The organism is Actinoplanes sp. NPDC051537, assembly GCF_055586105.1.
The window spans coordinates 134,691-150,026 of the sequence record NZ_JBVJIU010000005.1 but is presented as its reverse complement, the minus strand read 5'-3'; the positions used below and the strand labels follow the sequence as shown (position 1 = coordinate 150,026).

At 70.0% G+C, this 15,336-nt stretch carries 16 protein-coding genes and 1 riboswitch; of the genes, 9 read left to right on the top strand and 7 right to left on the bottom strand.

Annotated elements, in window-relative coordinates; all coding sequences use genetic code 11:
- Nucleotides 1–3: 3 nt before the first annotated feature.
- Genes ACZ6TB_RS13275 through ACZ6TB_RS13265 form a run of 3 tightly spaced genes read right to left on the bottom strand, consistent with a single transcriptional unit; the run spans nt 4 to nt 3,036 of the window.
- Complete coding sequence (locus ACZ6TB_RS13275) at nt 4–1,371, bottom strand: sensor histidine kinase (RefSeq protein WP_465553914.1); 1,368 nt, start codon at nt 1,369–1,371, stop codon at nt 4–6.
- Complete coding sequence (locus ACZ6TB_RS13270; RefSeq protein WP_465553912.1) at nt 1,364–2,053, bottom strand: response regulator transcription factor; 690 nt, start codon at nt 2,051–2,053, stop codon at nt 1,364–1,366. Before ACZ6TB_RS13270 ends, ACZ6TB_RS13275 begins: the two co-directional genes overlap by 8 nt.
- Complete coding sequence (locus ACZ6TB_RS13265) at nt 2,050–3,036, bottom strand: helix-turn-helix transcriptional regulator (protein ID WP_465553910.1); 987 nt, start codon at nt 3,034–3,036, stop codon at nt 2,050–2,052. The genes ACZ6TB_RS13270 and ACZ6TB_RS13265 overlap by 4 nt, the downstream gene beginning before the upstream one ends.
- A 50-nt stretch (nt 3,037–3,086) precedes the next feature.
- Between ACZ6TB_RS13265 and ACZ6TB_RS13260 the strand changes: the two genes are divergently transcribed.
- From ACZ6TB_RS13260 to ACZ6TB_RS13230, 7 genes are all read left to right on the top strand, one after another.
- A complete protein-coding gene (locus ACZ6TB_RS13260; RefSeq protein ID WP_465553908.1) occupies nt 3,087–4,079 on the top strand; it encodes an alpha/beta fold hydrolase in 993 nt (330 codons plus the stop codon).
- On the top strand, nt 4,076–4,414 hold the full coding sequence (locus tag ACZ6TB_RS13255; protein WP_465553906.1) for a PadR family transcriptional regulator: 339 nt from the start codon (nt 4,076–4,078) through the stop codon (nt 4,412–4,414). The genes ACZ6TB_RS13260 and ACZ6TB_RS13255 overlap by 4 nt, the downstream gene beginning before the upstream one ends.
- Nucleotides 4,401–5,033 (top strand): hypothetical protein, encoded by a 633-nt coding sequence (locus ACZ6TB_RS13250; protein ID WP_465553904.1) that lies wholly within the window; start codon nt 4,401–4,403, stop codon nt 5,031–5,033. The genes ACZ6TB_RS13255 and ACZ6TB_RS13250 overlap by 14 nt, the downstream gene beginning before the upstream one ends.
- A gap of 397 nt (nt 5,034–5,430) precedes the next feature.
- On the top strand, nt 5,431–8,874 hold the full coding sequence (locus tag ACZ6TB_RS13245; RefSeq protein ID WP_465553902.1) for a galactose-binding domain-containing protein: 3,444 nt from the start codon (nt 5,431–5,433) through the stop codon (nt 8,872–8,874).
- A 73-nt stretch (nt 8,875–8,947) separates the two neighbouring features.
- Nucleotides 8,948–9,322, top strand: coding sequence for a VOC family protein (locus ACZ6TB_RS13240; protein ID WP_465553901.1), 375 nt, complete (start codon nt 8,948–8,950; stop codon nt 9,320–9,322).
- 13 nt (nt 9,323–9,335) lie between these two features.
- Nucleotides 9,336–10,136, top strand: a complete 801-nt coding sequence (locus tag ACZ6TB_RS13235; protein WP_465553899.1) for an endonuclease/exonuclease/phosphatase family protein — start codon at nt 9,336–9,338, stop codon at nt 10,134–10,136.
- 38 nt (nt 10,137–10,174) lie between these two features.
- Nucleotides 10,175–10,378, top strand: a complete 204-nt coding sequence (locus ACZ6TB_RS13230; RefSeq protein WP_465553897.1) for a hypothetical protein — start codon at nt 10,175–10,177, stop codon at nt 10,376–10,378.
- On the opposite strand, the gene ACZ6TB_RS13225 is transcribed toward ACZ6TB_RS13230, so the two are convergent.
- Nucleotides 10,375–10,689, bottom strand: a complete 315-nt coding sequence (locus tag ACZ6TB_RS13225) for a DMT family transporter (protein WP_465553895.1) — start codon at nt 10,687–10,689, stop codon at nt 10,375–10,377. The genes ACZ6TB_RS13230 and ACZ6TB_RS13225 overlap by 4 nt on opposite strands.
- A gap of 15 nt (nt 10,690–10,704) precedes the next feature.
- Nucleotides 10,705–10,769: riboswitch (guanidine-III (ykkC-III) riboswitch) on the bottom strand.
- A gap of 121 nt (nt 10,770–10,890) precedes the next feature.
- Here ACZ6TB_RS13225 and ACZ6TB_RS13220 point away from each other — a divergent pair.
- On the top strand, nt 10,891–11,433 hold the full coding sequence (locus ACZ6TB_RS13220) for a DUF305 domain-containing protein (protein ID WP_465554609.1): 543 nt from the start codon (nt 10,891–10,893) through the stop codon (nt 11,431–11,433).
- A gap of 5 nt (nt 11,434–11,438) precedes the next feature.
- Here ACZ6TB_RS13220 and ACZ6TB_RS13215 read toward each other — a convergent pair whose 3' ends face one another.
- The 3 genes from ACZ6TB_RS13215 to ACZ6TB_RS13205 all read right to left on the bottom strand — a co-directional run bounded on the left by ACZ6TB_RS13215 (nt 11,439) and on the right by ACZ6TB_RS13205 (nt 13,777).
- Nucleotides 11,439–11,912: an SRPBCC family protein gene (locus tag ACZ6TB_RS13215; protein WP_465553893.1), complete on the bottom strand. Its 474-nt coding sequence runs from the start codon at nt 11,910–11,912 to the stop codon at nt 11,439–11,441.
- On the bottom strand, nt 11,909–12,277 hold the full coding sequence (locus ACZ6TB_RS13210; protein WP_465553891.1) for a metalloregulator ArsR/SmtB family transcription factor: 369 nt from the start codon (nt 12,275–12,277) through the stop codon (nt 11,909–11,911). Before ACZ6TB_RS13210 ends, ACZ6TB_RS13215 begins: the two co-directional genes overlap by 4 nt.
- Before the next feature lie 81 nt (nt 12,278–12,358).
- On the bottom strand, nt 12,359–13,777 hold the full coding sequence (locus ACZ6TB_RS13205) for a DUF1996 domain-containing protein (RefSeq protein ID WP_465553889.1): 1,419 nt from the start codon (nt 13,775–13,777) through the stop codon (nt 12,359–12,361).
- A gap of 264 nt (nt 13,778–14,041) precedes the next feature.
- Between ACZ6TB_RS13205 and ACZ6TB_RS13200 the strand changes: the two genes are divergently transcribed.
- Nucleotides 14,042–15,070 (top strand): LacI family DNA-binding transcriptional regulator, encoded by a 1,029-nt coding sequence (locus ACZ6TB_RS13200; protein ID WP_465553887.1) that lies wholly within the window; start codon nt 14,042–14,044, stop codon nt 15,068–15,070.
- Nucleotides 15,071–15,336: the final 266 nt, after the last annotated feature.

Below are 15,336 nucleotides of genomic sequence, written 5' to 3'. Positions count from 1 at the left end.
GGGTCAGGGCAATGTTCGGGAAGGGTAAATGGGGTAGGGCAGTTCCACGACAAACATGGCGCCGCCCTCGGGGGCGTGCCCGGCCGAGATGCGGCCGCCGAGCCGGGCCACCAGCCGCGCCGCCAGGGCCAGGCCGAGACCGCTGCCGACCTTGCGGATGCCCCGGTAGCGGCGGTTCAGCGCGCCCCGGTCGAAGGCCACCCGCAGATCATCGTCGGAGAAGCCGGGACCACCGTCGCGTACCTCGATGATCGCCTGATGTTCTCCGGGGTGCGCGGCCAGCACCAGGGGCGCGCCGGCCGGCACCACCCGCAGCGCGTTCTCGCAGAGCCCGTCGATCACCTGGCGGATCCGGCCGGGGTCGGTCTCCACCATCAACGGCAACTCCGGCAGCTGTACGCGCAGGAGCGGCCCGTCGGGCGAACAGCGCGCGGCCCAGGCGTCGCCGGCCGCCCGCACCAGCTCGGCCAGATCCACCGGAACCACGTCCAGGGGCAGGTCGGCCGCCTCGAGCCGGGACAGCACCAGCAGGTCGGAGATCAGCCGGTCCAGCCGCTCGGACTCGGCCAGCATCGTCGCGCCGGCCTTCTCGGCGCCGTCGTCGCCGCCGACCACCCCGTCGGCCAGCGCCTCGGCGTACCCCCGGATGGTGGCCAGGGGAGTCCGGAGCTCGTGCGAGACCGACAACAGGAAGTCCCGCTCACGCCCCTCGCTGACCTGCAATGCGGCAGCGAGCTGGTTGATCGCGTCGGCGAGATCCGCCGCCTCGGCCGGCCCCTGGCGGGAGATGCGCACCGAGCGGTCGCCGGCGGAGAGACGCGCCGCCGCGCCCGCCGCCCGCCGGATCGGGCGCGCGATGAACTGGGCCAGCAGCGCACCGGCCAGGACGCCGCCCGCGAGCCCGGCCAGCAGCGCGATCCAGGTGCTGCTCAACAGGTGGCCGGCGGTCCCGGTCGCGACCCGGCGGGTGAGCACGACGCCGCTGCGCTGACCGCTGAGCGGACGGCCGACGATGAACGAGCGCCGCCCGCCGACCTTGGCCTGTGCGTTGACCTGCTGGCCGGCCGCGACCTGCTGCACGATCCGCGGCGGCAGTCCCGGCCGGTCGACGACTCCCCGGCGTACGAGATAGACGTCGATGTTCTCCGCACGCAGGTCGGTCACGATGTTCTCCCGCGCCGCCTGCTTCTCGGTCGCCAGCAGCTCCACCGCGATCTTGCTCTTCTCCACCAGCTCGGCCCGGACCTGCGTGTTGATCGAGCGGATCGAGACCGGGATGGCGACCAGGGCGGTGACGATCACGCTGACCACCGCGGTCGCCGCCGTGACCAGCACGACCCGGCCGGTCAGGGTCTGGAAGAACTTACGCATCGGCGGTGTAGCCGACGCCACGCACGGTGCGGATCAGCGAGGCGGCGGCGCCCAGCTTGGCGCGGACCTGGGCCACATGCACATCGACCGTACGGGTGCCGGCCGCCGACGCGTACCCCCAGACGCTGGCCAGCAGTTCCTCGCGCGTGAAGACCCGGCCCGGCCGGCCGAGCAGATGCCCCAGCAGGTCGAACTCGGTCGTCGTGAGGTTGAGCGGGTTCCCTTCGACCGTCACCAGGCGCCTGGTCGGATCGAGCGTCAGCGGCCCGAGCTGCCTGACCATCTCGCGCTCGCCCGGCCCCGCCGCCCGCCGCAGCAGCGTCTTGACCCGGGTGACCAGCTCGCGCGGGCTGAACGGCTTGGTCACGTAGTCGTCGCCGCCCATCTCGAGCCCGAGAATGCGGTCGACCTCGTCGTCACGGGCGGTGAGGAAGATGACGGGCGTCCAGTCACCGTCCGCCCGCAGCCGCCGCACGATCTCGGTGCCCTCCATGCCCGGCAGCGCGATGTCGAGAATGCAGGCGACCGGCCGCAGCCGCCGCGCCGCCGAGAGCCCGGCCACGCCGTCGTGCTCGACGTGCACGCCGAACCCGTCCCGGCTCAGGTAGAGCCGCACGAGGTCGGCGATCGGGCGCTCGTCCTCGACCACGAGGACGAGGCCTTTGACGGGCGCGTCGGTCACGGTCCCATCATGCCCGCCTGATTGTTCGAGCGATGTAAGTGTTGGCGGCGGTCTCCGCCGTATCGCTCGACGAGCGCGTTGCCGATCGAGGCCAGGTGGTCTCGCACACCCGGCGGGCCGATCACCTCGATCCAGGCGACCAGCCCGGCAAGCTCGCCGGCGAGGACGAATTCGTCGTTGCCGCGGATCACGACCTCGATGCGGCCGTCGGTCCGGGAACCTCCCACTACGAGCCGACGGCCGAACCCGATCCGGAGCACGCCCATCCCCTCGGGCGCACACAGTGCCCGGGCCTCCAGGGGCATCAGCATGCGGTCGACCTCGTCCGCGATCGCGCGCCAGCTCTCGGCAAGGTCGAAGTCCCCGGGCCGGTGCACGGGGTCGCCGGTCGGGTCGGCGGACGACACGCGGTCGATCCGGAAGGTCCGCCGACCGGCCTCGGTGCCGGCGACCAGGTACCACGACGGACCTTTGGCGACGATGCCCAGCGGGTGGACGGTTCTCTCGGTGTGGCTGCCTTCGCGGTCGACATAGCCGAGCCGCACCTGGACGCCGCGGATCACCGCGTCCTGGAGCACGTCCAGGAAGCGAGGCGGCCGGGGCTCGATCCGGCTCGACCCCCATCGCTGCGGGTCCGTCACGAGCGACGACGCCGCGGCCTCGGCCTGCACCCGGAAGGGCTCCGGCAGGGCACGGACGAGCTTGCGCAGCGCCGTTCTCACCGCCGGCGTCACGGACGCGGCCGGACCGGCGACCAGGAACAGGGCCCGGGCCTCACTCGCGGTCAACCCGGACAGATCGGTGCGGGCGCCGCCCACGAGGCGCCAGCCACCACCCCGGCCCTGCACGGAGTACACCGGCACGCCGGCCATGCCGAGGGCGTCGAGGTCGCGGCGCGCGGTGCGCTCGGAGACCTCCAACTCCCGGGCGACCTCCGCCGCGGTCACCTGCTCGCGGTGTTGCAGCAGAAGGAGGATGGCCATCAACCGGTCGGCTCGCACCTCGACAAACTTCCACGAAAACCGGTCAGGAGGTGACCGGTATCGGTCGGCAGGATGCCGGCATGACAAACGATTTTCCCGAGCCCACCCACATTTCGGTCAACGGTGTGGAACTCGAAGTCTTCGACGCCGGCCGGCAGAACGCCGGGAACCCCATCGTGCTCTGTCACGGCTGGCCGGAGCACGCCTTCTCCTGGCGCCATCAGGTGCCCGCCCTTGCGGCAGCGGGCTACCACGTCATCGTTCCGAACCAGCGGGGTTACGGGAACTCGTCCCGCCCGGCCGAGGTCACCGACTACGACATCGCGCACCTGTCGGGTGACCTCGTCGCACTGCTCGATCACTACGGATACGACGATGCCACCTTTGTCGGCCATGACTGGGGTGCGGCCGTCGTCTGGGGCCTGACCCTGTTGCACCCGAACCGGGTCAACAAGGTGATCAACCTGAGCCTGCCGTACCTCGAGCGCGGGGAAATGCCCTGGATCGAGGCCATGGAAGCGGTGCTCGGCGGCGACTTCTACTTCGTCCACTTCAACCGGCAGCCGGGCGTCGCGGACGCCGTGTTCGAGGAGAACACGTTCCCCTTCCTTCGGAACCTGTACCGGAAGAACGTGCCCCTCGCCGAGCCTCAGCCGGGCAATGCGCTGATGAACCTCGCCCGGGCGGAAACGCCGCTCGGTGAGCCCGTCATGAGCGACAGCGAACTGGCCGTCTTCGTCTCCGCCTTCGAAACAGCAGGGTTCACGGGCGGAATCAACTGGTACCGGAACCTGGACCGCAACTGGCGCCTGCTGGCGGACGTGGACCCGATCATCCGACAGCCCACCCTGATGATCTACGGCGACCGCGACACGGTCGCGAGATCGGAGAAGCTGAGGGACTTCGTGCCGAACGTGGAAGTGGTCAGCCTGGACTGCGGTCATTGGATCCAGCAGGAGAAGCCCGACGAGACGACCGAGGCGATCCTGAAGTGGCTGGACCCTGTATGTGATGCACGGTTCTCTGCTATACAGACTAGGTGAGATCGAGTCAGCTGCTCAAGGGCGTGCTGGACATCGCCGTCCTGGCCGCGCTGTCACGTCGCGAGCTGTACGGCCTGGAGCTGCTCGAACGGCTCCGGGCCGAGGGCCTCACACCGTTGGGCGACCCATCCGTCTACGGAGTGCTGCGCCGCCTCGAGCAGGACGGGCTTGTCACCGCCCGGCTGGAGCCGTCGGCCAGCGGCCCCGCCCGCAAGTACTACAGCATCACCCCGGAGGGCCGAGCCGACCTGGACGGGGCCGAAGCAGAGTGGTCACGGCTCGCCCGCGTCGTCGACCGGCTCCTGGAGATGAGGAATGACCGTGAGCAACGCTGAGCCATCCGCGGCGGAGAACACTTCCGTCTCCGCGGAAGACGTCCGGAACTACGTCACGGCGGTGGATGACCTCCTCCTGGATGTGCCGTGGCGTCGTCGGCGGCAGCTCATCGCCGACCTGCACGAACACATCCGGGAGAATCCCGGCCAGATCACCGTCGAGCAGCCTCAGGACTACGCGGCCGAGCTGCGCGCCGCCGCCGGAGCCGTCCCCGGCGGGCTCCTGTCCGGATTCCGGTCGGCCTCCTGGCCCACACCGCTGGAGTGGTGGGAGTCGGTGCTGCGCGGCGGGGCCCTCATCCTGCTGGCCCTGCTGGGATACAAGATCCTGGACTACCTGTCCTACTTCGTCGTGGGAGATCCCTCATCACGGGGCCGGTGGCCCGGCGCGCTCGACATCGCGCTGCAGGAGCTGTACCCCGTGCCCGCCTTCCGCGGCTCCACCGGGACCGGACTGTTGATCTACGCCCCGCTGGCCGTCCTCGTCGGGCAGCTGACCACCGCCGCCGTGCTGCTGCGCGCACCACGACGACGTCCCACGCTGCGCATCTTGTCGTACGTCAGCCTCGGCATCGTCGTGGTGCTGCTCGGATACGGCGCCATGCGAGCGATCGGCTGATACCGAGGGCGCCCTGGACCGTCACCTCGGCGCCGCCGCGCCAACGGACGGCACGACGGGTCACCATCGGGCGCTACGGGAACCGACCGCGGACCCGGAACGCGACCCGAGACGCCCAGGCCCGATGCGCGCGGGCGGGGAGAAGGCGCCGCCGGGGAGAGGGTGCGTTGTCGCCGGCGGCGCCTTGGTTGGAGAGCGCTCTCCAAACCAAGTGCAACCATGACTCCGGGGAGTGGGCGCTGTCAATGGGTGGAGACCTATTTGCGGAGTTTGTGGGGGTCAAGGAGGCAGGAAGCATGCGCTTCCCTTGACACGGCGGAAAGGGCGGCGTAACACTTCGCGCATTGACGGAGAGCGCTTTCCCCGGCGCTGCCGCTCTATCCCCCTGGAGTTATCCGTGAACAGGGCTATCTCGCCGCCTTGGCGGCGCCTCGTCCCCATCGTCGTGGCGGCCTTGGTCGTCGCCTATGTCGCGGTCGTGCAGCTGGGCGCGCACGCCGCGGACACCCTCCTCTCGCAGGGCAAACCCACGACCGCGAGCTCGCAGGAAGGCGCGGACACCGCGGCGGCCAACGCGACCGACGGCAACGCGGCCACCCGCTGGTCGAGCCAGTTCAGCGATCCCCAGTGGATCCGGGTCGACCTCGGCGCCACGGCGACGATCACCTCGGTCGTCCTGCAGTGGGAGTCCGCGTACGGCAAGGCGTACCAAATTCAGACCTCGCCCGACGGCAACGCCTGGACCAGCGTCTATTCCACCACCACCGGCGCCGGCGGCACCGAGACGCTCACCGTGAGCGGCAGCGGCCGGTATGTCCGCATGTACGGAACGCAACGCCCGGGCGGCTACGGCTACTCGCTGTTCGAGTTCAAGGTCTACGGCTCGACCGGCGGAACGAACCCCGGCACCTGCGGCACCACCAACGCGGCGCAGGGCAGCCCCACGACCGCGAGCTCGCAGGAGGGCGCGGACACGGCGGCCGCCAACGCCACCGACGGCAACGCCGCCACGCGGTGGGGCAGCCAGTTCAGCGACCCGCAGTGGATCCGCGTCGACCTCGGCTCGACCCAGCAGATCTGCCAGGTGGTCCTGCAGTGGGAGGCCGCGTACGGCAAGGCGTACCAGATCCAGACCTCGCCCGACGGCAACGCCTGGACCAGCGTCTATTCCACCACCACCGGCGCCGGCGGCACCGAGACGCTCACCGTGAGCGGCAGCGGCCGGTATGTCCGCATGTACGGAACGCAACGCCCGGGCGGCTACGGCTACTCCCTGTTCGAGTTCAAGATCTTCACAGGTGGAACGGGAACGACGCCGACCACGCCGACCACGCCCCCGACGACGCCCCCGACCCAGGTCCCGGGTGACTTCACGACGGTCTGGTCGGACACCTTCGACGGCGCCGCCAACACCTCACCGAGCGCCGCCAACTGGCTGCTCCGCACCGGCACCTCCTACCCGGGCGGCGCCGCGAACTGGGGCACCGGCGAGGTCGAGACCGCATCGGCGAGCACGGCCAACGTCTACCTCGACGGCGCCGGCAAGCTGAACATCAAGGCGATCCGGGACGGCGCCGGGAACTGGACGTCCGGCCGGCTGGAGACCCAGCGCACCGACTTCGAGCCGCTGGCCGGTCAGCAGACCAAGTTCACCGCCGTGCTCAAGCAGCCCGACGTCGCGAACGGACTCGGCTACTGGCCGGGCTTCCGGGCGACCGGCGCGGCCTACCGCGGCAACTACAACAACTGGCCGGGCGTCGGCGAGACCGACATCATGACCGACGTCAACGGACGCAGCCAGCTCTCCCAGACGCTGCACTGCGGCACCGCGCCGGACGGGCCGTGCGCGGAGTACAACGGCCGCCAGTCGGGGCTCGCGAGCTGCACCGGCTGCCAGAGCGGCTACCACGAGTACACCCAGGTCGTCGACCGCACCAAGACCGACGAGGAGATCCGCTTCTACCTCGACGGCCGGCAGACCTGGATCGTGCGCGAGTCGCAGGTCGGCGTCACCGCCTGGAACGCGGCCGTGCACCACGGCTTCTTCCTCCGCTTCGACCTCGGCATCGGCGGCTCGCTGCCGAACGCGATCGCCGGCCGCACCACCCCGACCGCGGACACCACGTCGGGCGGCGTGCTCAGCGTCGACTCGGTGACCGTGGCCCGCGCGACCGGGACGACCCCGGCGGCGATGACCGACCCGGCCACCCCGGGCGGCCCGAGCGTGGTCAAGGTGACCGGCTCCCAGGGGAACTGGCAGCTTCAGGTCGGCGGTCAGCCGTACCGGCTCAGGGGCTTGACCTATGGTCCCCCGCAGGCCGCGGCCGACGGGTACATGCGGGATCTGCACAACATGGGCGTCAACACGATCCGGATCTGGGGCGTGGACGACGCCAACACGCCGGCGCTGCTGAACCGGGCGGCGCAGCAGGGCATCAAGGTGGTCGTCGGGCACTGGCTCAACCAGGGCGCCGACTACGTCAACGACACCGCCTACATGAACTCGGTGAAGACCGAGGTCGTGAACCGGGTCAACGCGCTCAAGAACAACCCGGGCGTGCTGATGTGGGACGTCGGCAACGAGGTCATCCTCACCATGCAGGACCACGGCCTCTCCGCGGCCGAGGTGGAGGCGCGACGGATCGGCTACGCGAAGTTCGTGAACCAGCTGGCCCAGGCGATCCACGCGGCCGACCCGAACCACCCCGTCACGTCGACCGACGCGTACACCGGCGCCTGGCCGTACTACAAGCAGTACGCGCCCGATCTGGACCTGCTGGCGGTCAACTCGTACGGGGCGATCGGGAACGTCTACAACGACTGGGTGTCCGGCGGCTACACGAAGCCGTACATCGTCACCGAGGGTGGCCCGGCGGGCGAGTGGGAGGTGCCCAACGACGTGAACGGGGTGCCGACCGAGCCGACCGACGTGCAGAAGCGGGACGGCTACGCGAGCAGCGTCGCCGCCATCAACGCCCACCCGGGCGTGGCGCTCGGCGTCACCGAGTTCCACTACGGCCTCGAGAACGACTTCGGCGGCGTCTGGCTGAACACGTTCACCGGCGGCTGGCGGCGGCTCGGCTACTACGCGCTGTCGCAGGCATATTCGGGTCAGACCCCGGCCAACACGCCGCCGATCATCTCCTCGATGTCGGTCTCGAACCAGACCGCGGTCCCGGCCGGCGGAACATTCACGGTGAGCGTCGGCGCGAGCGATCCGAACGGCGACCTAATTCGATACAACCTGATGTATTCGGACAAATACATCAGCGGCGGAACCGGCCTGACGAACGTGAAATTTACCGACAACGGCAACGGGACCTTCACCGCAACGGCGCCGCAATCCACGGGCGTCTGGAAGGTCTACGTGTACGCCTACGACGGCCAGGGCAACGTCGGCATCGAGCAGAAGTCGATCAAGGTCGTGCCGCCCACCGTGCCCGGCACCAACCTGGCCCGGGGGAAGACCACGACGGCCTCGACCTATCAGCCGACCGGCACCAACGGCCCGCAGCTGCCGCAGTACGCCACCGACGGCGACTACGGCACGCGGTGGGCGAGCGAGTGGGTCGACACCGCCTGGCTGCAGGTCGACCTCGGCTCGGTGCAGTCCTTCAACCACGTGCAGCTCGCCTGGGAGGCCGCCTACGCGACCGGTTACCAGGTGCAGACATCTTCGGACGGGACGAATTGGACCTCGGTCTATTCGACCTCGAGTGGGGATGGCGGCTTCGACGATCTGAACATCTCCGGCTCCGGGCGCTATGTCCGGGTCAACGGGACCAGCCGGGCGACCGCCTATGGCTACTCGTTGTGGGAGTTCGGGGTCTATCGGAGCTGACGATCCGGAAAGGGCCGGGGGTACTCCTTGTGGGGAAGGGGTGCCCCCGGCATCCGGGTTTAGATTGGACGGCATGGACAAGGTCGTTCATTTCGAAGTGCCGTTCGACGACGGAGAACGGGCAACGACGTTCTATCGCGAGGCGTTCGGCTGGCGGCTCGACTCGATGCCGCAATTCCAGTACACGATGGTCGCCACGACGGAAACCGACGAGCAGGGCCGGCCCACCGAGCCCGGCGGTATCAACGGCGGCATGCTGAAACGACAGGGCCCGATCACGGCGCCGGTCATCACGATCGGGGTCGACGACATCGACGAGGCGACGGCCCGCATCGAGAAGCTCGGGGGCAAGGTCGCCATCGGCAAACAACCGGTCGGCAGCATGGGTTTCAGCGCCTACGTCCACGACACGGAGGGGAACCTGATCGGCCTCTGGCAGAACGCCTGAGTATGTTACATCGATGCGCGTGATGGTCTGGAACGTCTGGTGGCGCTTCGGTGGCAACTGGAAGCTGCGCGAGGAGAGCATCCGGGCCACGCTCGACACGTACCGGCCGGATGTGCTCGGCCTCATCGAGAGCTGGTCGGGCGAGGGCACCGATCAACCGCATCGCCTGGCGGAGCCGTGCGGCATGCATGCCGCCTTCGCGCCTGCGCCCTTCCCGCCGACCATGCGCCCGTACGACGAACAGCCCGGCATCGGCTTCGGTGTCGGGCTGCTCAGTCGATGGCCGTTCCTCGCGGCCGAGCCGCACGAGCTGACCGGCACGCCGGGACCGGTCGCGCTGCTCGCCACCCTGGACCATCCGCGCGGCCCGCTGCACGTGATCGTCGGCACCACCGACGGCAGCCTCACCCAGTGCCGCGAGCTCGCCGCCCTGGCCGCCGACCGGCGGCTGGACGGCACCCAGCCGGTGCTGCTGCTCGCCGACCTGAACGCGTCCGTCGACCGGCCGGCGCTCGCCCCGCTGCTCGACGCGATGGCCGACACCTGGCCGCTGGGCGGCGGCGACCCGGGCGCGGTGACCTTCGACTCGGCCGTGCCGTACACCCCGCGCGACCTCCCCGACCTGATCGACCGCCGGATCGACCACGTCTTCGCCCGCCCCGGCCGCCCCGGCCTGCCGCTGTCCGTGCACGGCGCGTTCCTGGCCGGCGACCGCCCGATCGGCGGCGTCTACCCCTCGGACCACTACGCAGTCGGCGTGGACCTGGGAAATTCCTCGGAAAAGTCCTCCGGCCCGGCGCAACCCGGCCGATAGGCGCCTGCAACGGAATTGCTACCGACCAGGGAGTCACCATGGCCATCGGCGCGATCAGCTCCAACGCCCGCGTGCAGCTCACCCGCGCGCAGGGCCGGCTCGACGCGGACATCGCGGAGCGCGACTCCGCCCAGCGTGCGGTCGACCAGGACGGCATCACGGTCGCCAGGGCCCAGCAGGCGGCCCGGCGCGAGCTCCAGTCCCGCTCGGCGCGGGGAACGGTCTTTGATGTGACCGCCTAGTGGAAGACCTTGAGGCCGACCACGCCCGCGATCACCAGGAACAGGCAGGCGACGCGCGGGAAGCTGGCGGACTCGCCGAGCGCCACCATGCCCACGACCGCGGTGCCGACCGCGCCGATGCCGACCCAGACCGCGTAACCGGTCCCGATCGGGATGGCGCGGAGCGCGTACGCCAGGCCGCCCATGCTCGCCGCCAGCGCGGCGATGAAGATCGCCACGGGGACGGGACGGCTGAAGCCGGCGCTGCGGTCGAGGGCGAGCGCCCACACGGTCTCGAGGACGCCGGAGACGACGAGAACAACCCAGGCCATGACGAGTCACCTCTTCAGGCGTCGTCTTGTCGAGCCGGGTACGGCGCACCTCGTCCGGGATGTCGCCCATGCGGCATCGCGACCCACGATAGCACGCCGTTTTCGGAGAATAACAAAAAAGTGTTATTGGAGTGATGCCATCCATCAATATCGAATGGTTGACATACGTGCCCGGAAAAGGTCAGACTCGGCGACGTGAGAATGTTGGCCCGCCTGCTGCTCTGCCTCGTTCTGGCGCTCACCGGTTGCGCCGCCCGCAGCGCCGGGCCGGCCACCTCCCCCACGCCGACGGCGGCCACCCAGTTCGGCGGCACCGACCTCGCCTGGATCGAGCTCACCATCGCGATGGACGAGGAGCTGCTCCCGCTGCTCGCGCTCGTCCCGTCCCGCAGCGGCAGTGCGGACGTGCAGGCCGTGGCGCTGCAGGTGCAGGCGGTCACCACCGCCGAGCTGACCGATCTGCGCGCGCTGCACGACCAGGCCGGCCTCCCGGCGGAGAACCCGCACAAGGGCATGCCGATGCCCGGCATGGTCACGCCCGAGCAGGTGACCCAGGCCCAGGCGCTCACCGGCAAGGAGTTCGACGCCTTTGTCATCAAGGCGATCGAGGCGCACCTGGAGCAAAGTCAAACCCTGGCCGGAAGCGAAGACAAATCCGGTGTGGAGCCGCAGACGCGCAATTTGGCGCTACAGGTCATGCGCACCCGGGCCGAGGCTCTTTCCACCATCAAAAACATTTCCTGAGCGCCCTATCGCTGCGACTCGAAGTGCTCCTTCATCGACGGGTAGTAGTCGTTGAAATCGGGCGCCGGCGAGCCGTCCCGCGAGGCCACCAGCGCGTCCAGGTAGAACTCCCAGCCCGGCCCGACCTCGCCGACGTTGTCCGTGTGCGAAAGATGCTGGGTGAACCGCAGCTCGGTGACGCCCGCGTTCTCGGTCAGCACCATTTCCAGCCGCCACGGGTCCTTCTCGTCCCCGGCCGAGATGGCCAGCCGGCGCGGCGGCTCACACGCGTCGATGGTCATGTCCATCCACGGCTTGCCCTCCTCCTGCACCATCTGCACCTTGATCAGGTGGCCCGCTCCCGGCTCACCCTCCCAGGCGCCGAACCAGCGCGCCGTGCGTTCCGGCTCGGTGAGGCTCGCCCAGACGTCCTCCACGGGCGCGCGGAACGTGCGGGTCAGCACCAGGTCGTTGCCGAACAGCCGGCCGGTGGAAATCATGCGGTCTCCCTCTCGGATGTCGATCTCGTACGCCCGGCGGCCGTCTGCCGCTCGCGGCGGGTGCGATGGACCTCGGTCTCCAGCGCGTCGAGGTGGTGCTGCCACCCGCGCGGGGCACTCAGCCGGGCCAGCCACCCGGCCAGCTCGTCGATCGGCCCGGTGACCAGCGTGTAGACGCGCCGGCGCCCGTCCGCGGCATCCGCCACCAGCCCGGCCTCGCGCAACACCCGCAGGTGACGGCTGACCGCCGGCCGGCTGATCGCGAACCGGTCGGCGATCTCACCGGCCGAGCGCGGCCGCTCGCGCAGCATCAGCAGGATCTCCCGCCGTACCGGATCGGCGATCGCTCCCGCCACCTCGTCCACGCCCGGAAGCGTAACCAACAAGTTACGCGTCAGGCAAGAAAGAAGGCGCCGCGCGGGCGGCGCCTTCTTCGAAAACGGCCGTTACGGCAGCTCGTAGTTCTCGTTGAGCGCCGCCCCGCGGTCCGGCTTGTACTGGTCGAACCCGCGCGGGTCACACTGCAGCCCGCCGTTGATGCAGTGCGTGGTCAGCGCCGCCAGCGTCGGCGCGTCCCAGGCGTTGAACACGTCGTAGTGGAAACTGAACCCACGCCCGCTCGCGAAGTGGACCTGGGACATGTCCCCGCTCACCGGCCACGCCATCTTGAACTCGATCATCGGCACGGCCACCGGGTGGTCGTTGGGGCAGACGCCGAGGACCGGGTACGCCATGTGGCTCTTGTGGTCCGGCGTGTCCAGGTGCAGCCCGTCCCAGCAGCTCGGGGCCTGGAAACGCACGTTGAGCTGGGTTCCCGCCGGGCACGACGCCGGAATGTCCCAGTTGCGGGTGCTGTCGCCGCACTCGAAGCCCTCGACGGCGCCCGGGTTGTTCCGGAAGTCGTCGATGGACGCCGCCGGGCTGCCGACGACGTAGCGCAGGCCGGCCGGGAACGGCCGCACGCTGCGGTAGTCGATCACGCCGGTCTTGTAGTAGATGACCTGTCGCCCGACCGGCTGCACCGCGGTGGTTCCGTTCAGCAGCGTCGGCATCCAGTACCCGGTCTTGTCACCGGGCGTGATGCACGACGTGCCGCCGGACTGGAGGCTACCGAGCGTGGTCGCCGCGTTGGTGGTCACGTTGCCCATGAACGTGTGCGAGTGCGAGGCGCCCGGCATGTTCGGGAAGACGATCGGATCGTCCGGCAGGTTGGACCGGCTCACCGAGCAGTTCGCCTGGAACTCGTGGTGCGTGGTGGGCGGGTTGGTGGCGGGCGGCACCGCGGTGGACGGCACGACGCCGGTCACCGGCGGGTTCGCCATGATGTAGCCCGGCCCGTCCGAGGCGGGCGGGTTCACGAGGCTGCCGAACACCTTGAACTCGTACAGCGAGTAGCCATACCCGGTGCCACGCTGCGTGCCGTACATCCGCACGTAGCGCCCGGAGCCGCTGACCGCGAGCGTCTGATTCCCGCCCGCGCCGGTGGTCGTCGAATAGACGGTCGTCCACGCGTTGCCGTCCGGCGACGTCTGGATCTGGAACGCCTTGGCGTAGGCGGCCTCCCACTGCAGCTGCACGGAGGTGATCGTCGCGGTGCCGCCGAGATCGACGCGCAGCCACTGTGGGTCACTCCAGGCGCTGCCCCAGCGGGTGGTCGAGTTGCCGTCGAAGGCGCCGGCGGCCGGGGCGCCACCGTTCTCCGTCGACGACGCGAGCGAGGGTCTGCCCTGCGAGAGCAGGGTGTCGGCGGCGTGTGCGGACTGGATGCCGAACGCGGTGAGCGTCCCGGCGAGCGTCGCGACGGCAATCGGCGCGACTACGGTGCGCAGCCATCGGCGGCGCTGGGGCGGTTTGTGGGTCTTCACGGGGATCTCCACGTTTCTCCACGGGGATGGGGGTCATATTGGAGAGCGCTTTCCGAAGTGTTACGCCGCGATGTCACACCCGTCAATGCGCGTGCGGTTCCGGAACTTCAAAATCCCCCTCGGCCGGTACGGGAATCCCCTTTCCCGCACGAGAGCGCCCTCCCGCCGCCGCCACGCGGCCGCCTGCCACCCCGGGCCGCGGCGCGACTCTCGCGCGACGCGGTGGTCCCGGAGAGCGCTCTCCACGTGTGCTATAAAGTCCCCATGGAACGCCTGCCGACGCTCGAGGATGTGGCACGCATCGCCGGCGTCTCGCGGGCGACCGTGTCCCGGGTGATCAACGGGATTCGCAACGTCGATCCCCAGCTGCACGAGGTCGTGTGGGACGCCGTCGGGCGTACGGGATATGTCCCCAACCGCCTCGCCCGCTCCCTGGTCACCCGCCGCACCGGCACCGTGGCCCTGATCGTCTCCGATTCGGAGAGTCACGACGACGACCCGTTCATGAGCCGCTTCTTCGCCGACCCCTACTTCGGGCGGGTCGTGGGCGGGCTGATGAGCGTGCTGCGGCAGTCCGGCGTCCAGCTCGCGCTCCAGATCGTCGGCAGCGACGAGGGCCGCAAGCGCGTGGTCGGCGACCTGCGCAACGGTCAGGCCGACGGCGCGATCGTGCTCTCCCTGCCGCCGGTCGACCCGCTGCCGCGGATGCTGACCGAGGGCGGCGTGCCGGCCGTGATGATCGGCCGCCCGGCCGAGCCGGTGCCGATCAACTACGTCGACCTGGCCAACGAGACCGGCGCGACGCTGGCCGCCGAGCACCTGCTCGCCCGCGGGTGCCAGCGGGTCGGCATGATCTCCGGCCCGGCCGACGTGCCGGCCAGCCTCGACCGGGTGTCCGGGTTCCGGCGCACGATGGCCAAGCACGGCCACGGCTGGGTGCCGCTCGTGGCCGGCAACTTCACCCGCGACAGCGGCGAGGAGGCCATGCGCTCGCTGCTCGCCGGCCATCCCGACCTCGACGGCGTGTTCGTGGCGAACGATCTGATGGCCGTCGGCGCCCTGCTCACGCTGCGCGAGTCGGGCCGGCGGGTCCCGGAGGACGTGGCGATCGTCGGCTTCGACGACAGCAGCGCGGCGACGGCCGCCGCTCCCCCGCTGACCACCGTGCGCCACCCGCTGGAGGACATGGCGGCCGAGGCGGCCCGGCTGCTGCTGGCCCGCATCGACGACCCGGCCATGCGGATCTCCTCGGTGATCTACGAGCCGACGCTGGTGCTGCGGAAGTCCGCCTAGCCGCCCCGCGCGTATAGGTAAGCAGAGCTCCCGAGCCGGCTCCCGAACCCGCCCGCGCGTATAGGTAAGCAGAGCTCCCGAGCCGGCTCCCGAACCCCCCGCGCGTATAGGTAAGCAGAGCTCCCGAGCCGGCTCCCGAACCCGCCCGCGCGTATAGGTAAGCAGAGCAAAGGGGCCCGGAGGCAGTTCCCCGAGGACCGGGGGGAGGGGGCGACCACGGGGGGGAGGCCCCTCCCGCACTCACCCGAGGACTAGCGCTAGGGAAA